Below are 26160 nucleotides of genomic sequence, written 5' to 3' on the forward strand. Positions count from 1 at the left end.
GCCATCAGCGGCGCGCCGCCTCCAGGCGCGCCAGCAGCGGCGCATACATCGCCCGCGTATGGCTGCTCCAGCGGGCCATGGCGCTGTCGATATCGAGCAGCAGGCGCTCCGACAGCACCTTGTCTCCCTGCTGCAGCGCCCAGATCGCGCACTCGGCGCGGCACTCGAAGCTGTTGTAGCGCGTCAGCGCATCGTCGAATTCCGCTTTCGCTTCTTGCTGTCGCCCGCTTTGCGCCAGCGCGCGCGCCGTCAGCAGGGACACCATCTCGGGACGGAAATGGATATCCGTGCGGCGGATGAATTCCAGGTGCGTCAGCGCTTCGGCGCCGCGCGCGCATTCCAGATAGGCGCGCGCCGCGCCCAGGCGAATTTCCAGGTCCGATGAAAACGCGCCCCGCAGGCAGGCTTCGTACGTCGCTGCCGCTTCCTGCGCATCGCCCGCCTCCAGCTGCGCGCTGGCCAGGCGCATCTGGTTTTGCGCCGTCGGCGTGTACTCGAAAGCCGCTTTCGCCTCGCGTAATTCGCGGTTCGGATCGAGCACCTGCACGGCCACCGAAGCGACCTTGCGCGCGCCTTGCGGCAGGCGCGAATTGGGCAGGTAGATGGCGAAAAAATACACCGCGCTGCCCAGCAGCGGGAACATGAATAAAATGAGCAGCCAGTACAGCTGCTGCCCGTTGCGCACCACGTGGATCGCAAAAAATACCGCGATCAGAATGTGGATGCCTATGCCAAAAATCGTCATGCTGCGACCTCGTTCGTTCGTGACGGGAGCAGCTGGCACGGCGCCGCCGCTTTCCCTGCTCAGAATATTACACTGGCCGCACCGTGCACACGCATCTATTGCGTCTGGGCCGACCAGCCGCCGCCCATGGCGCGGTACAGGTCGACCGAGGCGACGAGGATGCGCGTCTTCAGCTGCAGCAGCCCCACGTCGGCGCTGTACAGGGTGCGCTGGGCGTCGAGTTCTTCCAGGTACGAGGCGTAGCCATTGCGGTAGCGGTTATGCGCGATGCGCAGGGTGTCCGCCGCCGCGGCGCGGCGCGCGTCGTTTTCCACGGCTTGCTGCTGCAGGCGGTAGAGGGCGCCCAGGCTGTTCTCCGTTTCGGCGAACGCGTTGCGCACCACGTTTTCATATGCGTACACGAGCTGGTCGCGCTGCGCGCCGGCCGCATCCGTCTGCGCCTGCACGCGCCCGCCATCGAACAGGGGGCCGGCCGCCAAGGCCGTCAGGCGCCACAGGGCAGTGGGCGCATGCAGGAAATCGGTGAGCGTAGTCGCCTGCCCGCCGCCGGCCGCCGTCAGCTTGAACGAGGGCAGCAGCTGGTCGCGCGTGGCGGCCAGGCTGGCGTTGGCGGCCGCCAGGTTGTGTTCCGCGCGCGCGATGTCGGGCCGCCGGCGCAGCAGTTCGGACGGCAAGCCGGCCGGCACCCCAGGCGCGGCCAGCCCCGCCAGCGGCAAGCCGCGCGCGATGGGGCCGGGATTGCCGCCGACAAGGACAGCCAGCGCGTTTTCCTGTTCGAAAATCTGCCGCTGCAGCTGCGGCACCTGCTCGGCCGCCGCATGGTATTCCGATTGCGCCTGCAGCCATTCCAGGCGCGAGCTGTAGCCCACCTCGAACTGCTTGCGCGCCAGCTCGCGCGACTGTTCGCGCAGCTGCAGGGTCGATTGCGTCAACTCCAGCTGCGCGTCGAGGCCCCGCAGATTCAGGTAACTGGTCGCCACGCTGGCGGCGATCGACAGGGCCGCCGCATCGAGGCTGGCCTGCTCGGCGCGGTAACTCTCGCCGGCCGCGTCGCTCAGACTGGCCAGCCGGCCCCACACGTCGATTTCATAGCTGGCCTGCAGTTCGGCCTGGAAGACATTCGTCACATACGGCTTGCCGCTGGACGCCAGGGTGCGCGTGCGCGTGGGCGAACCGTCGAAGGCCAGATTGGGCGCGCGGTTCGCGTCGGCCTGCGCCAGGCGCGCGCGGTATTCCTGCACCCGGGCGCGCGCCACGCGCAAATCGCCATTGCGCGCCAGCGCCTCGCCCACCAGGTCGCTCAAGACCGGATCGCCGAAGGCTTGCCACCACAGTTGCTCGACATGGGCACCCGTCGCCGCAGGTGCGCCGACGGCTTGCGCGCGCCAGCCGGAAGGCAGCTGCAGTGCCGATGCGGGCTGCGGCGGCGCGTTGGCGGCGCAGCCGGCCAGCGCCAGCGCACCGGCCATCAGCAGGTGACGGCGCTTCATGGCTTGGCCTTCTTCGGTGCAGGCGGGGGCGCCGGATTGTCCGCCGAGTCATTCAGCACGGCCGACGTGTCGACGCTGACCACCACCGACATGCCCGGCACGAGGCGGCGCGCATTCGCCTGGCCCGGATCGATGCGGATGCGCACGGGAATGCGCTGGGCAATTTTGAGGTAGTTGCCCGTCGCGTTATCGGCCGGCAGCACGGAAAACTCGGACCCTGTGGCCGGCGAAATGCGCTCCACCTGGCCCGTCAGCACGGCGCCGTCGAGCGCGTCGACGTGGAAGGTGGCGCTTTGCCCTTCCTGCACGCCGTTCATCTGCGTTTCCTTGAAATTGGCGATGACCCACATCTGGCGCGGCACCAGCGCCATCAGCTGCGCGCCCGAATTCACATAGGCACCCTGGCGCACCGTCACCTGGCCCAGCTGGCCGTCGGAGGGCGCGACGATGCGCGTGTTATCGAGGTCGATCTTCGCCGCCTTGACGGCCGCCTGCGCGTTGGCCACGGCAGCCTCGAGCGCCTGCTTGTTGACCACCACGGAATGCACGCTTTGCTGGGCGATGTCGAGATTGGCGCGGGCCTGTGCCAGCGCGGCCGCCATCTGCGCCTGCGTGGCGCGCGACTGGTCGTGTTCGCGCTGCGACAGCGAACCGTCGGCCACCAGCTGCTCCACCCGGCTCAAGTCCGCGCTGGCCTTGCGCGCCTGCGCTTCCGCGTTGGCCAGCGCCGCCTCGCTGACGGAAATGCCCGCCTGCGCGCTGGCCTTCTGCTGCGCCCAGTTCGACAGCGCCGCCTGCTGCGCGGCCAGCTGGGCCTGCGCCTGCTCGTAGCGCTGCTGATAGATGCGGTCGTCGATGCGCACCAGCAGCTGGCCTTCCTTCACATCCATGAAGTCCTGCACCGTCACTTCCACCACATAGCCCGACAGCTGCGTGCCGATGATGGTCACCTGCCCCCGCACGGTGGCGTTTTCCGTCGTCACGATGGGACTGGTGAACGGCGGCAAACGCCACGCATACAGCACGATCAGCACGCCCACCAGGGCCACCGCTGCAAAGGCCAGCGCGGACAGCCACTGGTGACGCCGGTCCGGCTGCGGCGGCGTGCTGCTGGCCGCGGGCGCGGGTGGCGCTGCGGGTGCGGATGGCGGTGCAGGCGTCGGTACTGGCGGCGGGGTGTTATTTTCTGTCATTGCTCGGTTCCGAATTGGTAATGGGGACGATGGCCATGGCCGTCTGCGCATCGCGCACGGGGCCGACCAGGCGGCGCGCGCCGGTGGTGATGCGGGTCCAGAACTGGCTGACCAGCATCCAGATCAGGGTGGCGACGGCGACGCTGGCGATCATCAAAAAGACGTCGTTGTAGGCGAGGACATTGGCTTCGCGCGTGGCGACGGCGCCCAGGCGGGCCACGCCCTGGGCGCTGCGCAGCGCCGGGTCCGTCAGCACGCCGCCATAGCTTGCGGCACCGGACTGTACGCGCGCGGCCACCTGCGGGTCGAGCATGGTGAGGTGCTCGACCAGGTAGCTGGAATGGTATTTTTCGCGCGCCGTCTGGATGGTGCCGACGATGGCCGACCCGAGCAAGCCGCCCAGGTTCTGCGTCATGGTAAACATCACGGAAAAACTCACCAGGTTGCGCGGTTCGGCGATCACGGCGCCCATGCCGGCCACCATGGTGGGACCGAGGAAATACGTGCCGCCAAAGGCCAGCAGGAACTGGCTGACATACATGTTGGCGGGGCGCGTCTGGCTGGTGGCGTGCGCGTCGATCAGGGCACCGGCTGCGATCAGCAGCAGCGCGAACATCAGCGAGCGGTTCAGGGTGGCCGGATTGATCGTCAGCGCGCTGACCACCAGGCCCGCCACGCTGCCCAGCAGGACCACGATGAACAGGTTCTGCATCTGGTCCGTGTTCAGCCCCAGCGCCTGCAAAAAGCCCACGGCGCCCGTCGATTCGGACAGCACGACGCGAAACAGCAGCACCGATAAAAACAGCTTGGCGATCTTGCCCGTGGTGAGCCAGCGCGTGTTGAGCAGCGGGCGCGCGCGGTTATGCTCGATGGCCAGCGAGGCGGCGATCAGCACGATGGAGCCCGCCAGGCACACGCCCACCCACTCCGATTCCATCCACCACGCCGTGCGCCCCTGCGCCAGCACGGCGCACAGCAGGGCCACGCCGGGCGCGAACAGAATAAAGGTGAGGAAATCGAGCGGCTCGAACGTCTGCACGCGGTCGCCGGGCGGCAGCTTCAGGGCCAGCACGCAGCCCAGCGCCAGCAGGGCCAGTCCCAGCTCGAACAGGTACAGGCCGTGCCATTCGCCGATCTGCAGCAGTTCAGACGTGAAGATGCGCGCCAGCGGCAGCGCCAGCTGGGCAAAGCCCAGGCCCAGCACCACGCCTTTCAGGCGGTGCCGCGCGGGAAACGCCTGCAAGGTGTAGTACAGCCCCAGCACGCCCAGCGCGCCGCCCACCATGCCATGCGCGGCGCGCACGGCGATCGCCGAAGGCAAGGTATTGGCATACAAGTGGGCGAACGTCACCAGCGCATACAGCACCAGGAACGCTTCCGTAAACAGGCGCAGGCCGAATTGCTGGCGGAACTTCACCAGCAGCAGATTCATGGACACGATGGTCATCACGTAGGCGGCCGGCAGCCACTGCATCTGGTAGGCATAGGCGGCCAGCGAACCTTGCAGGTTCAGCAAATTGGCCGTCACCAGGCCATTACCGAGTCCCCCCGTCAGCGCGACGATCAGGCCGACGATGAAATACGCGACACGCTTGGGCGTCGAATGTTCGGGCATCGATGGCGACCCGGGCAAGGTCGGACGTTCGCCCGGCCCCCAGGTGCGAGGTGTGTACTTGTCCATGCGGTAATCGCGATCCGGTTTGCTGAAGCCGTTCTTTGCTGCAGTGATAGAAATAGTTGCAAATGAACAGTTCTAGTCAGCAGCATATCATCGCAGGACGTTTTTCTTGTTTACATTGTTGCGCACTGTTGCGCACGGTTACGCCAACGGGGCAAGCCAGGCCGGCCCCGTTGGCGCTCATGCGGGCATCACACGCGGGGCGGATCCGTTTCGCGCGCAAACGCCCGGTGCGCGGCCAGCGCCTTTTTAAAGGCCGCCACGCCTTTCGCCACGTCGCCCGCCGGTACGACGATGATGGCGGGGTCCGGCTTGCCGTCGGGCAGGGTCACCGGCACGCCAGCCTTGTCCAGCAAGCCCTTGCCCGCGCCGATGGCCAGCATCGGCTTGCAGTGCCGGTATTGCAGGCGCAGGAAGTCGAGCGCGTTCGCGTCGCTGCCCAACTGCTGCACGGCGCCCTGGCCATCCGGTATCACGACGGCGTCGAACAGCACGGACGGTCCCGTTTCGAGCGAGATTTCCACGTCGAGCGGCGCGCCGCCGCTCGTGTCGACTTTCCCCAGATGGCTGCCCACGAGGCGCGGCACGGCGCCCTCGGCCAGCAAGGATGCATAGATGTTGCGCACCTGCGCCCCATCGCTGCCCGGCCCGACGAGGATGGCCACGCGCAGGGTATGGATGCCCGTCTTGCCGGGGCGGAAAAAGAGCGACAGGGCCGGCGACGGCGGATACGCAGGAATCGGCAGCATGGACACGGGCGGCATGACGGGCGGCAGCGCCAGGCCAAGCGCATCGGCCAGGCGCTGCGCCAGGGTCTCGTCGACATTGCGCAGCATGGCGACGATGCGCTTGCGAATCGCCACCGTCTGCACCTTGCTCAGTTCAAAGCGGAACGCATGCACGATATGGTCTTGCTCGACCGGCGTCTGGCTGATCCAGAACAGCCGCGCCTGGCCATAGTGCTCGGCGAATTTCTCGGGCTTGCCGCGCACCTTGTCGCCCTCGGCGGAGGCGGGAAAACTGTTGAAGCCCCTGGCGCCGGCCTGGAACGGGCAGCCGCCGGCCAGCGAATTGGGCTCGTACGCGACCCGGCCCCGGTTGATGGCCTGGCGGTGGATGCCGTCGCGCTGGTTGTTGTGCACGGGTGCCAGCGGCGAGTTGATGGGGATTTCATGGAAGTTGGCGCCGCCCAGGCGCGTGATCTGCGTGTCGATATACGAGTGGATGCGGCCCTGCAGCAGCGGGTCGTTGGAAAAATCGATGCCGGGCACGATATGCGCCGTGCAAAAGGCCACCTGCTCCGTCTCGGCGAAAAAATTGTCGGGATTGCGGTTCAAGACCATTTTCCCGACGGGTATCAGGGGCACCACCTCTTCGGGAATCAGCTTGGTGGGGTCGAGCACGTCGAAGGGAAACGCTTCGGCCTGCGCTTCCGTGAAGACCTGGAACGACAGCTCGTATTCGGGATACTCGCCGCATTCGATCGATTCCCACAGGTCGCGCCGGTGGAAATCGGAATCGGCGCCGCTGATCTTGACGGCTTCGTCCCACACGAGCGAGTGCGTGCCGGCCATGGGCGACCAGTGGAATTTACAGAACACGGACTGGCCCTTGGCGTTCACGAGACGGAAGGTGTGCACGCCGAAGCCCTGCATCATGCGGTAGCTGCGTGGGATGGCGCGGTCGGACATGACCCACATCAGCATGTGCGTGATTTCCGGCGACAGCGAGGCGAAATCCCAGAAGGTGTCGTGCGCGCTGGCCGCCTGCGGCATGCCGTTGTGCGGCTCGGGCTTGACCGCATGGACCACATCGGGAAATTTCATCGCATCCTGGATGAAGAAGACGGGGATGTTGTTGCCGACCAGGTCCCAGTTGCCCTCGTCCGTATAAAACTTCACGGCAAAGCCGCGCACGTCGCGCGCCGTGTCGGTCGAGCCGCGCTCGCCGGCCACGGTGGAAAAGCGCACGAAGACGGGCGTGCGCTTGCCCGCCTTGGCGAACGGCGCGGCGCGCGTCAGCTTGCTTTGTTCCTTGTAGCATTCGAAATAGCCGTGGGCGGCCGAACCGCGCGCATGCACGACGCGCTCGGGGATGCGCTCATGGTCGAAATGCGTGAGCTTTTCACGCAGGATGAAATCTTCCATCAGCGTGGGGCCGCGCAAGCCCGCCTTCAGCGAGTTCTGGTTGTCGCCCACGGGCACGCCCTGGTTGGTCGTCAGCACGCAGCCGCTGTCGTCGCTGCGGGCGCCATCCAGCGAGCTATTCAGCGCATTCTCGCCCAACGCGGGCTGGCCATCGCCCGTCTTCGGCGACGCCAGCGTTTCGCCCGTGGTGCTGGCCGTGGCCAGCGGTTCGCCGGCCGCCACATGCACGCCTTCGATCGGCGTGCGCGCCGCCTCGCCATACTGGCCATCTTCCTTGGGATTGTCGGCCATGGCGGCGGACAGCTGCTGGCTGGCGGCCGTCTTTTGCAGCAGCGCGCGGGTCACGTTATTGTCCGTGCCCAGGCTGTTTGGCGCATTGCCGTCGGATGGGCCGGACATGCTGCTCAATACGGAACCCGCACCGTCCGTGGACGGCGTTTTCTTGGTGGTAGCCATTACATCTCCTGTGAGTAGTTTGCCCCGGGAAGTAACGCTACAACTCCCTCATTCAGCGCACGAACAGGGCAATCAAAATAATGATGGGAATAGGTATGCCAATCAACCACAACAAAATGGAGCGCATCATCACTCTCCTTTACTGCTTGCTACTACCTTGTGTGCGTGGGCGCTGGCCCTCTCCGCCATGACGGCGAAGGGAACAGCGCCCACGACAAATGCTTCCAGGAAGGCGTAAAACTTATTTACGCGAACCCAGCAATTTCGACAGGCCATAGCCGGCCGCGGCCGCAATCAGCAGGGACATGGCCGGGCGCTCGCGCACATAATCGCGGCCCGTTTCGCCGGCGCGCTGGCAGGCGACGCCCAGTTGCTTGCCGCGCGCCATCAGGCGCTCCGAGGCCTTGCTGACGGTGTCGCTGACTTGCTCGATGCGGTCGCCCACCTGGTCCACGCTGTCATGGGCGCGCGTGGCGACCTTGTCGGCCAGAGGCTGTGCCTGGCTAGCCACCTTGTCGATGGTGCGGTGCAAATCCTGGCGGGTATCCTGGGCGGTGCCGTTCATCTCGGAGCTGGTTTTTTCAATCGCGTTCATGATGGTTTCCTTTAATAGTGAATAAATCAACCATGCTCGATGCCGTGACCGAATCATGATTCTCCTCGCTTCTGGGAAAAAGAAGCGGCTAAACGCTGCCGGGCTGAGCCATATCAAACACTGGATCAGCAGCAAGCTGTTGGCACTACCTTAACCGCGCCCGCCGCGCGCCACCGTGCGCTGCCACACCTTGAGGCACAGACTTAAATTCCTGATGGAAATAACAATCCCCGCCGGCCTGGTGGGGCGGACGGGGATCGGGGTGAAATGGTGTTATTTAGGCGTAGGTCGGGTTAGCGGAGCGTAACCGACACATCGTTGACATCACCGCTTACGCCCGCAACCGCGCATCGAGCGAATAGCGTCCCGCGCCACTGATGGCAATGGTGCCGAAGACGATGATCAGCAGCCAGCCGAACTGCCCGTCGGCGATGCTCCAGTCCGGATGCACGAGCAGCATCGACACGCCCAGCAGGAACAGCAGGGGCAGGCAGGCCAGGCGCGTCAGCAGGCCGGCGGCAACCAGCAGCGGGCAGACGATTTCCGCGAACAGCGCGCAGTACAGGGTGACGGCGCGGCCCAGGTGCAGCGGGTCGTCGATGTGCGCCAGTTCCTCGGAAAAATGCAGCAGCTTGGGCAAACCGTGCACGTGCAGCACCAGCAGCGCGCCCGCCACGCGCGCAAACAGCAAGCCGGCATCGGGTAAAAAGGGGCCGGCCAGCGCCGCCATCCAGTGTTTCTTCATCTTCGCTCCAGTGGAAAAGGCAAGCGGCGCGGCGCGCCGCCGCCAGCCATCATAGGCAGGCGGAAGACCCGGCGCGACTGGTCTTTTGGCAGAGGCGCCGGCGCGCGCGAAGGCCTAGACTGGCCGCTGCCATCACTGGTCCAGGCCATCACTGGCCCCTCCCCCATCCCCGAAGGAAAGCATCATGTCGAAGAAAATCGAAGCCGAAGAAGTCAATTCCCGCCGCAAGCTGCTCGTCAGCGTCGCCGGTGTCGCCGCCGGTGCGGGCCTGCTGGCCGCCGGTGGCGCCAGCGCCGCCGCCAAGCCTGCCGCTGCCGCCGCCGCCGCGCCGGGCAAGCTCACCGTCAACAAGGTCACCGTCAAGGACGGCACCGTCATCCATTTCAAGGACTGGGGCACGGGCACGCCCGTCGTCTTCAGCCACGGCTGGCCATTGCAGGGCGACGCCTGGGAAGACCAGATGATGTTCCTGGCCAGCCACGGCTACCGCGTGATCGCGCACGACCGCCGCGGCCACGGCCTGTCGAGCCAGCCATGGCAGGGCAATGACATGGATACCTACGCCGACGACCTGGCCACCCTGCTCGACGCGCTCGACATCAAGGGCGCGACCCTGGTCGGCCATTCGACGGGCGGCGGCGAAGTGGCGCGCTATATCGGCCGCCATGGCGAAAAGCGCGTGGCCAAGGCCGTGCTGGTGGGCGCCGTGCCGCCGCAGATGGTCAAGTCGGACACCAATCCCGGCGGCTTGCCGATGTCCGTCTTCGACGGCATCCGCGCCGGCGTGCTGGCCGACCGTTCGCAATTCTTCAAGGATCTGACCGTGCCGTTCTTCGGCGCCAACCGTCACGGCAACAAGGTGTCGCAAGGCATGCGCGACACCTTCTGGCTGCAGGGCATGCAGTGCGGCATCAAGAACGCCTACGATTGCATCAAGCAGTTTTCCGAGACGGATTTCACTGCCGACCTGAAGAAAATCTCCGTGCCGACCCTGGTCGTGCACGGCGGCGACGACCAGATCGTGCCGATCGACGCTTCCGGCAAGGCCGCAGCCAAGCTCATCAAGAACGCCAGGCTGGTCATCTATGAAGGCGCGCCGCACGGCTTGCCGGCCACCCACAAGGACCGCCTGAACGAAGACTTGCTGGCCTTTATCAAGTCCTGACCCTCATCCGCTCCGCGCACCGTCGGCCCGCCCGGCGGTGTTTCCCGCCCCTGCCTTGCAAAAAAACCGTCCGCCTCCCCCATTCGTATAAGTGCCCCGGCGACGATGCCATGCATACTTGTTGCAATGCGGCATACGCCGCGACAGCGACAGGAGCACGGCGATGGCCAGCATGCATTATTTACCTCAGCAGCAAGACCCCGGCCTGGCACCGGCCCAGCGCATGGGCGGCATGGGCGGCATGGGCGAATTTGCCGCATCGGTCGCGCACGAGGTGCGCCAGCCGCTGGCGGCTATCGCGCTCAATGCCGATGCCGCCTTGCGCTGGCTCGACCACGATCCGCCCCGCCTCGACGAGGCGCGCGCGGCGCTGGCCCTGGTCGCCAGCGCCGGCAGCCATGCCAGCGCCGTGCTGCGCAGTGTGCATGGCCTGGCCTGCCATGCGCCGGGCACCCACGCGCAGTTTGTCGCCGACGACGCCGTACAGGAGCTGCTGCCGCTGCTGCGCGCGCCGCTGCAACGCCACGCCATCGACCTGCAAACGCGGCTGGCGCCGGGCCGCCCGCTGCTGCATGCGGACGCGGTGCAATTCCGGCAAGTCCTCCTGAACCTGCTGATGAACGCCATCGAAGCCTTGCAAGGCACCCGCGGCCGGCCGCGCACGGTGCTGCTGTCCTCGCGCCTCGATGAGGGCGTGCAGCATTTCAGCATCGCCGACAATGGCGCCGGCATCGCGCCGCAGGCGGCCGAGTACCTGTACCACGCCCTGTATTCCAGCAAGCCGGACGGCATGGGCATGGGCCTGGCCATCTGCCGGCGCATCCTCGACGCGCATGGCGGCCGCCTGTGGCATGCGCCTGGCGCGCCCCACGGCAGCGTCTTCCACTTCACCCTGCCAGCACCATGAGCACAAGCATGCACACGCCCCGCGACAACGACACCCCTATCTCGCTGCTGATCGCCGACGACCACCCGCTGATCCTGGCCGGCCTGGCCTCGCTGATCGCATCGCTGCCGGGTTTACGCCTGCTGGGCCAGGCCGGCACGGGCAGCGCCGCCGTGGCGCTGTACCGGGAGCTGCGTCCCGACGTGGTGCTGATGGATTTGAACATGCCGGAAATGCATGGCGTCGAAGCGATCGAGCGCATCTGCGCGGACGATGCGCAAGCGAAGATCGTCATCCTCACCACCTACCAGGGCGAGGACAGCGTGCACCGGGCCCTGCGCGCCGGCGCGCGCGGCTACCTGCTGAAGGATTCCGGCTTCCTGCAACTGACGCAATGCATCGGCCAGGTAGCCGCCGGCAGGCACTATCTGCCGCCGGAACTGGCGGCGCAGCAGGCCGGCCGCATCGAGGCGAACCGCCTGTCGAAACGCGAGCACGACATCCTGCTGCACCTGTCTGCGGGCAAGAGCAACAAGATGATCGCGCGCAGCGCCGGCATCGAGGTGGGCACCGTCAAATTTCACGTAAATAATATTTTGACCAAGCTCAACGTATCAAGCCGCACCGAGGCGGCCACGGTGGCCGCCCGGCGCGGCTTGCTGGGCGCGTTCTAGCGTTTTGACTCGGCAAACGGGTTCAGGCGGCGCCGTCGTCCTGCTGCTGCGACTGTGCCTTGGCCAATGTCGGCTTGGCTTCCACGCCGCTGATCTTCGGCACGCATTCGCTGCGCAGCCACGATACCGTCACGGCTTCGCCCGCCATCAGGCGCTTGACGCTGGGGACGATCTGTTCGCCGATCAGCATGCCCAGCAGGCCGATCAGGGCAATGGCTGGCGGCGCCGGCGAGCGTACCTGCAGGACGGCATAGATGATGCCAACCAGCAAGCCCACGGCCAGCGAAATCACATATAACTTCATGGCGCATTCCTTTCAATAAAAAAAACGCCGCACGCGGTCAGGCGCGCGGCGCATGGCATGGCCGCGCGGCGTTTACTTGGCCGGCACCGGCGCCAGGGTGGCGTGTTCGCCATGGATGCGCTGCGGCGCCTTGTGCACCATGGTGTAGGCATAATCGACGCCCATGCCGTAGGCGCCCGAATGTTCTCGCACGATGGCCATGACGGCATCATAGGTCGCCTTGTGGGCCCAGTCGCGCTGCCATTCCAGCAGCACCTGCTGCCACGTCACGGGCACCACGCCGGCCTGGATCATGCGCTGCATGGCGTAGTCGTGCGCTTCCTTCGAGGTGCCGCCCGATGCATCGGCCACCATGTAGATCTCGTAATCGCCTTCGAGCATCGCGCACAGGGCGAAGCTGTTGTTGCACACTTCCGTCCACAGGCCCGAGACGACGACTTTTTTCTTGCCGTTGGCGGCCAGCGCATCGCGCACCTTCTGGTCATCCCACGAATTCATCGAGCTGCGCTCGAGGATATCCTTGCCGGGGAAGACGTCCAGCAGTTCCGGATAGGTGTGGCCGGAGAAGCTTTCCGTTTCCACCGTGGTGATGATGGTGGGGATGTTGAACACCTTGGCGGCCTTGGCCAGGCCCACGGTATTGTTTTTCAGCGCCTGGCGGTCCATCGACTGCACGCCGAACGCCATTTGCGGCTGCTGGTCGATGAAGATGATCTGGCAATTGTCGGGGGTAAGGACTTCCAGTTTCGGATTGGTCATGATGTCATCCATGAAGAAAGGGTTGAGTGGGTACTGCCGTGCATCGTATGCCTGGCGGCGTGCCCGCACCACTATCTAAATATAGGCTCCCCCCGAGCAATCCCCCTCTGCAGGCTGGCGGGCGCTGCGGTAAAATACCTTTTGCTTACCATCTTCCGACGACTCTTGATCGATCACTCCTCTTTGCCAGGCAACGTCATGCGCAGCGATACGGCACCGATACGCGTCCTCATCGCCGACGACCACCAGTTGCTTCTCGACGGCATCGCGGCCCTGCTGCGCGCCTTTCCCGGCGTGGCGCTGGTGGGCCAGGCCACCGATGGCCAGCAGGCGGTGCAGCAATTTGACGCGCTGCAGCCCGATGTCACGCTGATGGATTTGCAGATGCCGCGCATGAGCGGTCTTGACGCCATCGGCGCCATCCGCACGCGCCATCCGCAGGCGCGCATCATCGTGCTGACCACCTACAAGGGCGATACGCAGGTGCTGCGCGCCATCCGCGCGGGCGCGTGCGGCTATGTGCTGAAAAGCGCGCTGCGCCACGAATTGCTGGCGGCGATACAGAACGTGCACGCGGGACGGCGCCACATCACGCCCGAGATCGAGGCGGAGCTGGCCCTGTATGCCTGCAGCGACGTGCTGTCGAACCGCGAACTGGACGTGCTCAAGCAGGTCGCGCAAGGCAATTCCAACCGCGAAACGGGCGCCCTGCTGCAGATCAAGGAAGAAACCGTCAAAGCGCACATGAGCACCATCCTCGCCAAGCTGGGCGCCAGGGACCGCACCCACGCCGTCACCATCGCGCTACGGCGTGGCATCCTCGACGCCTGAACGGCGCCAGCGCTGCCACCAGCGGCGCAAGGGCCCGTGCGCCGCCGGCCAGGCGCGCCGCGCCGGTACCCGCAGGCGCCACTGCGTGCCGTCCCCGTCGCGCCCGTCCACGGACAGGCGCGCACCGAGCCTGGCGGCGCGCTCGCGCATGCCGGGCATGCCCCAGTGTCCGGGAATCTGTCTGTTCGCCGCGACCACCGGCGGCAAGCCCTGGCCATCGTCGCGCACGACCAGTTCGATGCCGCCGCGCGCATAGCGCACCGCCACCTCGACCACCTGCGCACGCGCGTGCTGGAAGGCATTGCGCAGCGCTTCGCTGGCGATGCGGTAGATTTCGTGCGCGGCGCGGGCATGCAGCATGCGCGCCTCGCCCTCCTCCGCATAGCGGAACACGATGCCGTGCTGCGCCGCCAGCCGTTCGCCTTCGCGCCGCAGGATGGCGCTCCAGCGCGCACCGCCATCGTCGCCGGCGCGCAGGTCGTGCACATGGTCGCGCCCCTCGCCCAGCATGCGGTCGGCATCGTCGAGCGCGCGCAGCATGGCGGCGCGCGCGGGATCATCCTCGGCGATGGCCATGCTGGCATTGTGAAAGTGCAGGATCATCGCCTGCGTGCCCTGCAGCAGGGTATCGTGCAGCTCGCGCGCGATGCGTTCGCGCTCGGCCTGTTGCGCCTCCATCCGCACCTGCAGGCGCGCGGCGTGCTGGCGCAGCCGCCAGCGGTAGGCGCCGTACGCTGCGGCCAGCAGCAGCGCCGCGCACAGGCTGCGGAACCACCAGGTCTGGTAAAAGGCGGGCAGCACGCGGAACGGCAGTTGCGCCACAGCGCTGTCCACGCCGTCGCCATTCGCCGCTATTACTTCGAAGCGGTAGCTGCCCGGACCCAGGCCCGTGTACTGCGCCAGGCGCCGCCCGCCCGCCTGCTGCCACTGCGTATCGTAGCCGTCGAGCCGGTAGCGGAACTGCAAACGCTCCGGCGTGCCCAGACTGGCGGCGTTGTAATGAAATTGCACGTCGCGCGTGCCGGCCGCCAGCTGCAGGCCCGCGCTTGCGGGCGGATCGACGCGCCGGCCGTCTGCCAGCAGCGCGCCGATTTCCACGCGCGGCGCCGGCAAGGCCGCAAGCGCCTGGCGCGGATCGATCCAGAACGTCGCGCTCTGGCGCGAAAACCAGATCTTGCCATCGTCCGCTTCGGCCACCGAGCGGTTGTGCAGCATGCCGATGCTGCCGTTCAAGCCATCGACGGCGTCGTACGAGGTGGCGCGCATGGCATGGGCGGCGTCGCGCAGCGCCAGTTCCACTTGCGCGGCGGGAATCTGCGCGGCGCCGCTGCCATGATTGAGCCACAGGCTGCCGTCGCGCGCGCGCAGCAGGCCCACCACGCCCTCGGTGGCACTGGCCGGCTCGCTGCGCAGGGCGACGAAGCGGCCGCCGCGCCACAGCGCCACGCCACGCTGCCCGCCCGCCCACACCTGCCCGTGGTATTCGATCAGCATGGGAATCTTGCCCAGGTCCAGGCCCTGGGCGGGACCGAAGGCGTGCAGCCGCCCCTTTTCCAGCATGGCGACGCTGCCATCGGCATACGACAGCCACAGGCGCCCGGCCGCGTCGGCCAGCAGCGCCAGCGGGACTTTCGCGCCGCCATCGGGCAGCAGCGGTTCGCGCCGCCAGGCCCCGTCTCGGTACTGGAAAACCCCGGCGCCGCTGAACACGCCCCAGATGCTGCCATCGGGCGCGAGCACGCCGGCGCGCATGCGCTTGAGCGCGGCCGCGCCCGAGGGATAGGCGATCGTGCGCAGCACGCGGCCATCCTCGCCAGCCAGCTGCTGCAGGCCGGCGCGGGTCGCCACCCACAGGCCGCCCGGCGCTGCCAGGATGGCGCTGACGGGCCCCAGGCGCGGCGCGCGCAGCACCGTGCCGTCGGCCCGCGCCAGCAGCAGCGGCCCCAGGACATCATCGCGCGACAGCCACATCGCGCCTGCCGGCCCGGCCAGCATTTCCTGGGTACGGAACACTTCGGCCACATCGGGCGCGGCACGCGTGCGCAGGACCACGGGCGCGGCCTGGCGGAAACGGTCCAGGCCGCCGTACGTGGAAACCCAGACATTGCCTTCATTGTCGTCGCACATGGAGCCGACGAGGACATTGCTCAAGCCATCGCGCGGCAGGAACGATTCCGTGTCGCTGCTGATGCCCAGCTGCCCCGGCGCCAGCGCGCCGCCGCTGCGCGTGCGGTGCAAGCCGTACTGGCTGTCGAACCACAAGGTACCCGCGCGGTCGACCAGCATGCTGCCGCTGGTGCCGCTGGTATCGCGGTAAATCCACCGATGATCGAGCTGCTCGTAGCGTTCCAGCGACTCGATGATGCGGATGCCGCGCATCTCCAGCAAGTAAATGCGGCCGTCCGGCCCCTGCTGCGGCGGCGCGCGCAGGTCGAGCCGGCCGATGGGCGGCGCGAAGCGCGACTGCGTCGCCTGCCATATGAACAGGCCTTTTTCACTGAACACGGCGATGCGGCCATCGCGGTCGGCAAACACGGCGGACGCCTTTTGCGCCGTGTAGCCCTGCGCCGGTCCCATCGCCTGCCAGCGCCGGCCATCGAAGCGCGAGATGCCGGACACGCCGGCCGCCCACACGGCACCGTCGCCGCCGATGGCAAAGCCCCAGATGGCGCCCGCCTGCACGCCCTGCGGCTCGGCATAATTGCGCACCACGCCATCCTTGACGTGGCTGATGCCGCCCACTTGCCAGCCTATCCACATGCCGCCGTCGGCGGCGCGCTTGAGCGCCAGCGCCACCGTGTCGGGAAAGCTGCCCTGGCGCACGCGCACGGGCTCGAAGCGCAAGCCGTCGAAACGGCGCACGCCCGCATGCGTGCCCAGCCACAGGAAACCGTCATTGCCCTGTGCCATGACAATGATATCGTCGGGCGCGCCGTCACTGGCCGTCCAGCGCGTGTGCTGCAGCTGATGGATGCCGCGTGCGGCATCGATGGCCAGCCCGCAAGGACTGGCCAGCATGAACATCAGCCACAGCAGGAAGGCGCGCATGGCGGCTGTCAGGACACGGGCACGGCGGTCCGACCGCTACGCTGCTCCACCACGATCAGGCCGCCCAGCAGCGCCAGCGGCACGGCCAGCGCCGCGAAACCGAAGACCAGGTAGCCAAAGCCGGCAGCGATGGCGCCCAGCGCAAAGGCCAGCAGCGGCCAGAAAAACTTCCCGCAGCGCGCACGCGTGCCGCCATCGGCCGCGCCGCGCAGCACGTCGACGGTGTCGAGCACGATCTGCGTCACGTTCCCCGTCATCATGGAGGTGGGCGCCAGATGCGCCAGCAGCAGACGGCTGGTGGCGCTGTGCACACCCATGGCGGCCGTGCCCAGCAAGCCGGCCAGCATCGCCAGCGTGCCCACTTCCTTGCCGAGCGGCTCGGCCAGCACGCCGAACACCATGAAACCGGCCAGCAAGATCCATTGCAGCAGGAAGGCCAGGGTCAGCGCCGGACCGCCGCGGCGCTCGATGGCCAGCACCATCAGGCGCGTGACGACGATGCCGGCGATAAAGGCGGGAAAGGCGAGGATTTTCAGCAGGATGGGGATACGCGTCGGTTCGGCCAGCGCGGCGCCGATCAGCACGAAGTTGCCCGTGACATGGGCAGTAAACAAGCCGAACAGGGCGATAAAGCCCAGCGTATCGACATACCCGGCCAAAAAGCCCAGGCTGGTGCCGTATAAACGGCTGTGTGGTGCTTGATCCATGAGGACTCCCTGCGATGCGGTAAACCGCGATAAAAAATGCATCCGGACGCGTGCCCAGCCGCTACTGCCGGCATGGTAATCCATGTCGCGCGCCGCCGCACCCGCCCTTAGACCAGTCGGCGCGCCGCCATACCTGCCATACCTGATCTTTTGGCCCGTGTCCGCTCCCGAGCCCTGGGCTACACTGACCGCAGATCCTGGCCGCGCCCCGGCCTCCCCCGCATTGCCACCATGGAGCCGCATCATGACCGAACCGACCCTTTCCTCCGCCGCGCCGCTGATACTGATCAACGGCTGCTTCCACACCGTCGACAAGTCGTGCCCGCAGGCGAGCGCCGTGGCCATCGCCGACGGCAAATTCCTCGCTGTCGGCGATGCCGACGACGTCATGCGCCACCGCAAGCCGGACAGCCGCGTGATCGACCTCGGTGGCCGCACCGTCATTCCCGGCCTGAACGACTCGCACCTGCACCTGATCCGCGGCGGCTTGAACTACAACCTGGAACTGCGCTGGGAAGGCGTGCCCTCGCTGGCCGACGCCCTGCGCATGCTCAAGGAACAAGCCTTGCGCACGCCGAACCCGCAGTGGGTGCGCGTGGTCGGCGGCTGGAACGAATTCCAGTTCGCCGAAAGGCGCATGCCCACCCTCGATGAGATCAACGCGGCCGCGCCCGACACCCCCGTCTTCATCCTGCACCTGTACGACCGCGCCTTGCTGAACCGCGCGGCCCTGCGCGTGGTCGGCTACGACAAAAATACGCCGAACCCGCCCGGCGGCGAAATCGTGCGCGATGCTGCCGGCAACCCGACCGGCATGCTGATCGCGCGGCCGAACGCGATGATACTGTATGCGACCCTGGCCAAGGGCCCGACCTTGCCGCGCGAACTGCAAGTCAATTCCACGCGCCAGTTCATGCGCGAACTCAACCGCTTGGGGCTGACCAGCGCCATCGATGCGGGCGGCGGCTTCCAGAATTATCCGGAAGACTACGCGGTGGTCGAGGAACTGGCGCAACAAGAGCAGCTGACCATCCGCATCGCCTACAACCTGTTCACGCAAAACAAGGGCCGCGAACTGGAGGATTTTGAAAAATGGACAGAGATGGTCACGCCGGGCCAGGGCGACGATTACTACCGCCATAACGGCGCCGGCGAAATGCTGGTGTTTTCGGCCGCCGACTTCGAGGATTTCCTCGAGCCGCGCCCGGACCTGGCGCCCGGCATGGACGACGAACTGGAAAAGGTCGTGCGCCACCTGGTCTCCAAACGCTGGCCCTTCCGCCTGCACGCCACCTACGACGAATCGATCGAGCGCATGCTGACCGTCTTTGAAAAGGTCAACCGCGATATCCCGTTCGACGGCCTGCACTGGATGTTCGACCACTGCGAAACCATCACGCCGAAAAACATCGACCGGGTCAAGGCGCTGGGCGGCGGCATCGCCATCCAGCACCGCATGGCCTTCCAGGGCGAATACTTCGTCGACCGCTACGGCGCGGAAGCGGCCAAGGCCACGCCGCCGATCGCCCGCATGCTGGCCTCGGGCGTACCGGTGGGCGGCGGCACGGACGCCACCCGGGTCGCCAGCTACAACCCGTGGACGGCGCTGTACTGGCTGGTATCGGGCCGCACCGTGGGCGGCTTGCGCCTGTACGACGCGGGCAGCCGTTTGTCGCGCGACACGGCGCTGGAACTGTGGACGGCGGGCAGCGCCTGGTTCTCGAGCGAGCAAGGCAAGAAGGGCCGCATCCAGGAAGGCATGCTGGCCGACCTGGCCGTGCTGAGCGCGGATTTTTTCAGCATAGCTGAAGAGGCGATCAAGTCGATCGAATCGGTGCTCACCATCGTCGGCGGCAAGATCGTCTACGGCCAGGCGGAATTTACCCATCTGGCGCCGCCAGCCATCCCCGTGCTGCCCGACTGGTCGCCCGTGAAAAACGTGGCCGGCCACTACCGCGCCGCGCCGCCGCAAAAGACCAGCGCCATGCAACAGCACCAGTGCCGGGGCGCCTGCGGCGTGCACGCCCACGCCCACGACGTGGCGCGCAAGAGTTCCGTGCCCGTCTCCAGCCATTCCGGCTTCTGGGGCGCGCTGGGCTGCAGCTGCTTTGCGTTTTGAGGCATGGTGATGCGTGCATTCTCATGCGCTGCCGGCGCCCTGGCGCTGGCGGCCGCCCTGCCCAGCCAGGCGCAGGAAAACGTGCAGCTGTACGGCCGCCTGAACGTGGCGCTCGAAGCGCTGCACTCGTCCGGCAGCGGCGACAGCGTGCAGCGCGTCTCCAACAACCGCTCCGTGCTCGGCTTTCGCGGCAGCGAAGACCTGGGCGGCGGCTGGCAGGCGCTGTTCCAGGTCGAGGGCACCCTGGCACCCGACTCGGGCGCCGGCAGCCTGGCCGCGCGCGACACGCGCGTCGGCATTGCCGGACCGTGGGGCACGCTGTTTGGCGGCAACTGGACCCTGCCCTACAACAGCGCCACATCCGCGCTCGACCCGTTCTACCCCACAACGGCCGGCTACATGAGCTTGATGGGCAATGGCTCCGCCTCGAACGATAGCAATACCAGCAACACCTACTCGTTCGACCGACGCCAGCAGAACAGCCTGCATTACTGGTCGCCGCCATGGCAGGGCTGGTCGCTGCGCGTGGCGCGCGGCATGGGGGAAGAGCGGCCCGCCAGCGGCGCGCATCCGGCACTGACTTCGGCCGCATTGATCTACGACGGCGGCGCCCTGTACGCCACCCTGGCGCAGGAAGACCATCACGACTACCAGGGACGCGGGCTGACCGACCGTGGCAGCAAGCTGGCGATCGCCTGGCGGATCGACAGCGCCACGCAGCTGGCGGTGGCAGTGGAAAGCCTGCGCTATGCGACGCCCACGGGTGAGCTACGCCGCCGCACGGCCTACTTTTCCGCCACGCGCCAGTTCGGTCCCCATGGCTTGCGTTTCGGCCTGGCGCATGCCCAAAGCGCCAGCGGCGGCGCGCTGGAAACCATCGGCACGGTGCGCGCGGGAACCGGTACGGGCGCCACCCACGCCACCGCCGGCTACGACTACCAGCTGTCGAAACGCAGCAGCCTGTATGCCTACTACACACGCCTGGCCAACGGCAGCAACGGCGTCGCCGACTTTGCCATCAACAGCCTGGGACGCGACGCAGCAACCAAGGGCGCCACCTTGTCGGGCGTGACGCTGGGAATCCGGCACAATTTCTGAGCCACGATTTCCAATACGGCGGTTTTCGTGGACAACCCCGCGCGCGGCGGGTACAGTCAGCAATCGGCAACCTGGGCAGGCATCCACGGACAAACATCATGAAGCGAGCACCAACGCCAGCGCGCAGCGACTGGGTCAAGTGCGCCGAACCGGTGCAAGGAGTCGAACGCATCGAGGCATGGTTCAAGGGCAAGGCCTATGCCATGCACCGCCACGACACTTACGCCATCGGCCGCACGCTGGCGGGCGTGCAGCGTTTCAGCTACCGCCGCGGCCAGCGCGACAGCCTGCCCGGCAATACCATGATCCTGCACCCGGACGAGGCGCACGATGGCCAGGCGGGCACCGACGCCGGCTTCCGCTACCGCATGCTGTATATCGAACCGGCGCTGCTCCAGGATGTGCTGGGCGGACGCGCGCTGCCCTTCATTGAAGGCGGCGTGTCGACCGATCCCCGCCTGGCGGCGGCCACGTCCGCCTTGCTGCCGCACGACGGCCACCCGCTCGAAGCGCTGGAACAGAGCGAGGCGCTGGCCGAGCTGGCCCATGCGCTGGCGGCGGTGGCCGGCACGCCGGCGCAACGTCCAAAAGGCGACTTCCTGGCGGCGCGGCGCGCGCGCGACTATTTGCAGGCGCACTGCACCCACGCCGTCACCCTGGCGCAGCTTGAAGCGGCAACGGGACGCGACCGCTGGAGCCTGTCGCACGACTTTCGCGTGTTCTATGGCACCAGCCCCTACCGCTATCTGACGATGCGGCGCCTGGAGAGGGTGCGGCGCCTGCTGCTGGCAGGCAGCACGCTCGCCTCGGCCGCCATGGCCGCGGGCTTTGCCGACCAGAGCCACATGACGCGACATTTCCTGAAAACCCATGGACTGACGCCTGGCCGCTGGCTGCGCTACGCCAGCGGCCAAGGCTGAAAACACCCACGATCGTTCAATACGGCCGGCAGGCGCCTGCGTATTCTGGCTGTATCGCCACTTGAACGGAGCACAGCATGACTATCACCACCACCACGCGCGGCCAGGGCCGGTCCATCGACCTGGCAGGCAAGGTCTCCCTGTTGGAGGGGCACTGGCAGCCGCGCGTCATCGCCGAAATGAATGACTACCAATTCAAGGTCGTCAAGGTACTGGGCCAATTCCAATGGCACCGGCACGCCGATACGGATGAAACCTTCATCGTGCTGGACGGCGAATTGCACATCGCCCTGCGCGGCCCTGGCTACGCGGAAGGACACGCCATCGTGCTCACTGCCGGCCAGATGGCCGTGGTGCCCAAGGGTGTCGAACATAAACCGTGCGCCCTCGCCGAAACCAGGCTGCTGCTGATCGAGCCGCGCGGCGTGGTCAACACGGGCGACGGCGACGCGGGCGAGCGCACTGTGGAGAACGATCAGTGGATTTGAAGCAGGAAAGATAACAGTGACAAAAACAAAAAACCCGCTGACTTTTGCAAGTCAGCGGGCTTTCTGATGAAACCTGGTGCCGTTGGCCGGAATCGAACTGGCGACCTTCACATTACGAATGTGCTGCTCTACCAACTGAGCTACAACGGCGAAGACCCACATTCTACAAACAATGCACAAAATTTGCTAGTGTCAACGCGAACTTTTTTGCATTTTTTTAGCAGCCCGGCTGCGGGCCGCTGAAAATCGTGGAAAAGTGCGGCTTTTTTACTCGGCGTGATACGCGGTGACGCGGGCCACTTCGTCCTTCGAGCCGAGGAAAACGGGCACGCGCTGGTGCAGCTTGTGCGGGGCGATGTCCATGATGCGCTGCTGGCCGTCGGTGGCCGCGCCGCCGGCTTGCTCGACGATGAAGGCCATCGGGTTTGCTTCGTACATCAGGCGCAGCTTGCCCGGCATCGAGGTGTCGCGCAGGTCGGCCGGGTACATGAAGATGCCGCCGCGGTTCAGGATGCGGTGCACGTCGGCCACCATCGAGGCGATCCAGCGCATGTTGAAATTGGTGCCGCGCGGGCCCGTGTCGCCGGCCAGCAGTTCGTCGACATAGCGCTTCACGGGCGGATGCCAGTGGCGCGCGTTCGACATGTTGATGGCGAATTCCTTCGTCGTCGGCGGAATCTGCATATTGCTTTGCGTGAGCACCCACGAACCCATCTCGCGGTCCAGGGTGAAGCAATTCACGCCATTGCCGAAGGTCAGCACCAGCATGGTTTGCGGGCCGTACACGGCGTAACCGGCCGCCACTTGCTTGCTGCCCGCCTGCATGAAATCCTGCTCCGTCGGCTGCCCCATGCCGTCCGGCGCCTTCAGTACCGAGAAAATGGTGCCGATCGAGACGTTGACGTCGATGTTCGACGAGCCGTCCAATGGGTCGAACAGCAGCATGTATTCGCCCTTCGGATAACGGTTCGGGATCGGGTGGATCGATTCCATTTCTTCCGACGCCATGGCCGCCAGGTGGCCGCCCCATTCGTTCGCTTCGAGCAAAATCTCGTTGGAGATGATGTCGAGTTTTTTCTGTACTTCGCCCTGCACGTTTTCCGTGTCGGCCGTGCCCAGCACTTCACCGAGGGCGCCCTTGCCGACGGCGTGGCTGATGGTTTTGCAGGCGCGCGCGACGACTTCGATCAGCAGGCGCAGTTCGGCCGGAATGCTGTTGTTCGAGCGCTGCTCTTCAACCAGGTATTGCGTAAGACTGATGCGTTTCATGAAACCCCTTCGTTAGTGTTTTAAATACGTCTCGTGCGGTGATTGTCGGCTTACGCGCCGTTGGCGCTAAGCCGACCTACGAAATCATGACGCCGTGTAGGTCGGATCAGCCCGCAGGGCGTCATCCGACAGCCGTCAATTGGCCAATGCCTTGCTGACCACTTCCATCACGTCATTCGACAAACTGGCCTGGCCGGCGACTTGCTCCAGCGCCGTGCGCATGTGGTTTTGCAGCGCCGGCACGTAACGGCGCCAGCGGTCCATGGAGCGCGCCAGGCGCGCGGCCACCTGCGGGTTCAGGGCGTCGAGCGCGATGACCTGCTCGGCCCAGAAGGCGTAGCCGCTGCCGTCGGACGCATGGAATTGCGATGGATTGCCGTTGGTGAAATTGAAAATCAGGCTGCGCGCGCGGTTCGGATTCTTCAAGGTGAAGGCCGGATGCGTCATCAACTGGCGCACGGCTTGCACGTCGGTCGTCGGCGCGGCCGCCTGCATGGCGAACCACTTGTCGACCACCAGCGCCTCGTTCTCGAAGTCGGTATAGAAGCTGGTCAAGGCCGCCTGCGCATGCGGCTGCGAGCCGGAATGAATCAGCGCCGCCAGCGCCGCGGCGCGGTCCGTCATGTTCCCGGCATTGTCGAACTGCAGCCGCGCCAGGTCCAGCTCAGCCGCTTCGGGCGCGATCAGCAGATACGACAGGGCCAGGTTTTTCAGCGCGCGCTTGCCGGCCGACAGGGCGTCGGGGCTGTAGTCGCCCGGCGTCTGGTTGGCGTGGTATTGCGCCAGCAATTCAGGTTTCAGGGCTGCCGCGATGGTGCGGCGCATGAACTGGCGCGCCGCATGGATCGCCTGCGGGTCGACTTGCGCCATGCGCTCGGCGATGATGGTTTCCGACGGCAGGATCAGGGCCAGCTCGCGGAAGGCAGGATCGAGGGTGTCGTCGGCCAGCAAGGCGCGCTGCGCTGCGATGAAGGTGTCGTCCAGCGCCAGGGTCTCGCCGGCGGCGACGGCGGCGGTCAGTTTCAGCAGGCGCTCCATGGCCAGGCGCTGGCCCGCTTCCCAGCGGTTCACGGGATCGCTGTCGTGGCGGAACAGGTGCAGCAGCTCCGCATCGGTATAGCCGTATTCGAGCACCACGGGCGCGGAAAAATCGCGCAGCAGCGATGGCACGGGTTCTTCCGTCACATGCGTGAAGCGGAAGGTCTGCGACGCCTGCGTCAATTCCAGCACGACGCTGGCCGCGCCGTTCGACGCCACGCCATCCACGTGCAGCGGCAGGTCGCTGCCATCGGCAGCCAGCAAGCCGACGGTGACGGGAATGTGGAAAGGCAGTTTTTTCGGCTGGCCCGGCGTGGCGGGGCAGCTTTGCGCCAGGGTCAGCTCGAACGTCCGGCTGGCGGCGTCGTAGCGCGTGGAAGCGGTGACGACGGGCGTGCCGGCCTGGCTGTACCAGCGTTCGAACTGGGTAAAGTCGCGGCCATTCGCGTCCGCCATGGCGGCGCGGAAGTCGTCGCACTGCACGGCCTGGCCATCGTGGCGCTCGAAATACAGGTCCATGCCCTTGCGGAAACCGTCGCGGCCGACCAGGGTCTGGTACATGCGCACCACTTCGGCGCCCTTCTCGTAGATGGTGACCGTATAAAAGTTATTGATCTCGACGAAAGAGTCGGGACGCACGGGATGGGCCATCGGGCCCGCGTCTTCGGGGAACTGCGCCTGGCGCAGGGTGCGCACCTGGTCGATGCGCGTGACGGCGCGGCCCGTGTCCGTGCCGATCATATCGGCCGAGAATTCCTGGTCGCGGAACACGGTCAAGCCTTCCTTCAGCGACAGCTGGAACCAGTCGCGGCACGTCACGCGGTTGCCGGTCCAGTTATGGAAGTACTCGTGGCCCACCACCGCTTCGATGCCCGCGTAATCGACGTCGGTCGCCACGCGCGGATTGGCCAGCACGTACTTGGTATTGAAGATGTTCAGGCCCTTGTTTTCCATGGCGCCCATGTTGAAGTCGCCCACGGCGACGATCATGAAGCGATCGAGGTCCAGCTCCAGGCCGAAGCGTTCCTCGTCCCAGCGGATCGAGTTTTTCAGCGACTGCATGGCGTAATCGGTCTTATCGAGGTTGCCCTCTTCCACCCACACCTGCAGCAGCACTTCGCGGCCGGACTGGAGCGTGTAGCGCTCTTCCTGGCATACCAGGCGCGCGGCGACCAGGGCGAACAGGTAGGACGGCTTCTTGAACGGGTCTTCCCACTTGGCGTAATGGCGGCCGTCGCCCAGGTCGCCCTCTTCGATCAGGTTGCCGTTCGACAACAGCACCGGATAGTGTTCCTTGTCGGCGCGCAGCATGACCGTGTACTTGGCCATCACGTCCGGGCGGTCCGGGAAGAAGGTGATGCGGCGGAAGCCTTCCGCTTCGCACTGCGTGAAGAAATTATGGTTCGACACGTACAGGCCGGACAGCGAGGTATTGTCCTGCGGCGCCAGCACGGTCTCGATATCGAGCGTAACATCGTCCGGGGCCTTGGGGATGGTCAGCATGCCGGCCGTCAGCTTGTATTGCGACGGTTTCAGCTGCTTGCCGTTCAGGCGCACCATCACCAGTTCGATGTGTTCGCCGTGCAATTCGATGCTGCGGCTGGTGCTGGCCGGGTTGTGGCGCATGCGGATCCGGCTCGCCACCACTGTGCGGGCGGGATCAAGATCGAAACCAAGTTCGACGCTGTCGACCAGGAAGCTGGGCGGCGTGTAATCTTTGCGGTAAATCGTCTGAGGGCTGTCTGTGCGCATAGGGATTTGGGTGGGAGCGGAGGCAAAAGCCTATTTTACCAACACCAGCCCCC

21 protein-coding genes and 1 tRNA gene are annotated in these 26160 nt (G+C 66.2%); 8 read left to right on the forward strand and 14 right to left on the reverse strand.

From position 1 onward, the window contains the following. Positions 1-4: 4 nt before the first annotated feature. The 7 genes from AC3RCG_RS23665 to AC3RCG_RS23695 all read right to left on the reverse strand — a co-directional run bounded on the left by AC3RCG_RS23665 (position 5) and on the right by AC3RCG_RS23695 (position 9049). Positions 5-745, reverse strand: coding sequence for a hypothetical protein (locus AC3RCG_RS23665; RefSeq protein WP_492401820.1), 741 nt, complete (start codon positions 743-745; stop codon positions 5-7). 95 nt (positions 746-840) lie between these two features. Continuing rightward, positions 841-2235, reverse strand: a complete 1395-nt coding sequence (locus tag AC3RCG_RS23670) for an efflux transporter outer membrane subunit (RefSeq protein ID WP_492401819.1) — start codon at positions 2233-2235, stop codon at positions 841-843. Then, positions 2232-3428: an HlyD family secretion protein gene (locus AC3RCG_RS23675; protein WP_070310334.1), complete on the reverse strand. Its 1197-nt coding sequence runs from the start codon at positions 3426-3428 to the stop codon at positions 2232-2234. Before AC3RCG_RS23675 ends, AC3RCG_RS23670 begins: the two co-directional genes overlap by 4 nt. After that, a complete protein-coding gene (locus AC3RCG_RS23680; RefSeq protein ID WP_492401818.1) occupies positions 3415-5109 on the reverse strand; it encodes an MFS transporter in 1695 nt (564 codons plus the stop codon). The genes AC3RCG_RS23675 and AC3RCG_RS23680 overlap by 14 nt, the downstream gene beginning before the upstream one ends. Before the next feature lie 188 nt (positions 5110-5297). Then, positions 5298-7709: a catalase gene (locus AC3RCG_RS23685; protein ID WP_492401817.1), complete on the reverse strand. Its 2412-nt coding sequence runs from the start codon at positions 7707-7709 to the stop codon at positions 5298-5300. A 241-nt stretch (positions 7710-7950) separates the two neighbouring features. Further along, entirely contained in the window at positions 7951-8304 is a 354-nt protein-coding gene (locus AC3RCG_RS23690; RefSeq protein ID WP_230502386.1) for an ElaB/YgaM/YqjD family protein, read from the reverse strand. A gap of 331 nt (positions 8305-8635) precedes the next feature. Continuing rightward, positions 8636-9049: a DoxX family protein gene (locus tag AC3RCG_RS23695; protein WP_230502384.1), complete on the reverse strand. Its 414-nt coding sequence runs from the start codon at positions 9047-9049 to the stop codon at positions 8636-8638. Positions 9050-9233: 184 nt separating this feature from the next. On the opposite strand from AC3RCG_RS23695, the gene AC3RCG_RS23700 reads away from it, so the two are divergent. The 3 genes from AC3RCG_RS23700 (at position 9234) to AC3RCG_RS23710 (ending at position 11774) form a co-directional block, all read left to right on the forward strand. Continuing rightward, positions 9234-10214: an alpha/beta fold hydrolase gene (locus tag AC3RCG_RS23700; protein WP_492401816.1), complete on the forward strand. Its 981-nt coding sequence runs from the start codon at positions 9234-9236 to the stop codon at positions 10212-10214. Positions 10215-10377: 163 nt separating this feature from the next. Continuing rightward, complete coding sequence (locus tag AC3RCG_RS23705; protein WP_492401815.1) at positions 10378-11121, forward strand: sensor histidine kinase; 744 nt, start codon at positions 10378-10380, stop codon at positions 11119-11121. A gap of 8 nt (positions 11122-11129) precedes the next feature. Beyond that, positions 11130-11774 carry a response regulator gene (locus AC3RCG_RS23710; RefSeq protein ID WP_121670342.1) on the forward strand — a complete coding sequence of 215 codons (645 nt, stop codon included), beginning with the start codon at positions 11130-11132 and terminating at the stop codon, positions 11772-11774. A gap of 22 nt (positions 11775-11796) precedes the next feature. On the opposite strand, the gene AC3RCG_RS23715 is transcribed toward AC3RCG_RS23710, so the two are convergent. Both AC3RCG_RS23715 and AC3RCG_RS23720 read right to left on the reverse strand, forming a co-directional pair. Next, the gene (locus tag AC3RCG_RS23715) at positions 11797-12078 is read right to left on the reverse strand and encodes a XapX domain-containing protein (protein ID WP_492401814.1); all 282 of its coding nucleotides are present in this window, start codon (positions 12076-12078) and stop codon (positions 11797-11799) included. Positions 12079-12150: 72 nt separating this feature from the next. After that, a complete protein-coding gene (locus tag AC3RCG_RS23720; RefSeq protein ID WP_035828118.1) occupies positions 12151-12837 on the reverse strand; it encodes a hydrolase in 687 nt (228 codons plus the stop codon). 198 nt (positions 12838-13035) lie between these two features. On the opposite strand from AC3RCG_RS23720, the gene AC3RCG_RS23725 reads away from it, so the two are divergent. Then, positions 13036-13668, forward strand: a complete 633-nt coding sequence (locus AC3RCG_RS23725; RefSeq protein WP_492401812.1) for a response regulator — start codon at positions 13036-13038, stop codon at positions 13666-13668. On the opposite strand, the gene AC3RCG_RS23730 is transcribed toward AC3RCG_RS23725, so the two are convergent. Together AC3RCG_RS23730 and AC3RCG_RS23735 are read right to left on the reverse strand one after the other, a co-directional pair. Then, entirely contained in the window at positions 13642-16716 is a 3075-nt protein-coding gene (locus AC3RCG_RS23730; RefSeq protein ID WP_492401811.1) for a sensor histidine kinase, read from the reverse strand. The genes AC3RCG_RS23725 and AC3RCG_RS23730 overlap by 27 nt on opposite strands. An 8-nt stretch (positions 16717-16724) precedes the next feature. Continuing rightward, complete coding sequence (locus tag AC3RCG_RS23735) at positions 16725-17423, reverse strand: YoaK family protein (RefSeq protein ID WP_409027934.1); 699 nt, start codon at positions 17421-17423, stop codon at positions 16725-16727. Positions 17424-17667: 244 nt separating this feature from the next. Here AC3RCG_RS23735 and AC3RCG_RS23740 point away from each other — a divergent pair, with 244 nt between their 5' ends. The 4 genes from AC3RCG_RS23740 (at position 17668) to AC3RCG_RS23755 (ending at position 22048) form a co-directional block, all read left to right on the forward strand. After that, complete coding sequence (locus AC3RCG_RS23740; protein WP_492401810.1) at positions 17668-19542, forward strand: amidohydrolase; 1875 nt, start codon at positions 17668-17670, stop codon at positions 19540-19542. Between the two features lie 9 nt (positions 19543-19551). Further along, complete coding sequence (locus AC3RCG_RS23745) at positions 19552-20640, forward strand: porin (protein WP_492401809.1); 1089 nt, start codon at positions 19552-19554, stop codon at positions 20638-20640. Positions 20641-20738: 98 nt separating this feature from the next. Then, on the forward strand, positions 20739-21560 hold the full coding sequence (locus AC3RCG_RS23750; protein ID WP_492401808.1) for an AraC family ligand binding domain-containing protein: 822 nt from the start codon (positions 20739-20741) through the stop codon (positions 21558-21560). Positions 21561-21637: 77 nt separating this feature from the next. Beyond that, positions 21638-22048, forward strand: coding sequence for a cupin domain-containing protein (locus AC3RCG_RS23755; RefSeq protein WP_070223522.1), 411 nt, complete (start codon positions 21638-21640; stop codon positions 22046-22048). Positions 22049-22122: 74 nt separating this feature from the next. On the opposite strand, the gene AC3RCG_RS23760 is transcribed toward AC3RCG_RS23755, so the two are convergent. The 3 genes from AC3RCG_RS23760 to pepN all read right to left on the reverse strand — a co-directional run bounded on the left by AC3RCG_RS23760 (position 22123) and on the right by pepN (position 26107). Continuing rightward, positions 22123-22198, reverse strand: a tRNA-Thr gene (locus tag AC3RCG_RS23760). A gap of 117 nt (positions 22199-22315) precedes the next feature. Further along, on the reverse strand, positions 22316-23317 hold the full coding sequence (locus AC3RCG_RS23765) for a class 1 fructose-bisphosphatase (protein WP_034747152.1): 1002 nt from the start codon (positions 23315-23317) through the stop codon (positions 22316-22318). 135 nt (positions 23318-23452) lie between these two features. Beyond that, positions 23453-26107 (reverse strand): aminopeptidase N, encoded by a 2655-nt coding sequence (pepN, locus tag AC3RCG_RS23770; protein ID WP_492401807.1) that lies wholly within the window; start codon positions 26105-26107, stop codon positions 23453-23455. Between the last annotated feature and the right edge of the window lie 53 nt (positions 26108-26160).

Source organism: Janthinobacterium sp. GW823-FHT01H08 (assembly GCF_058797855.1).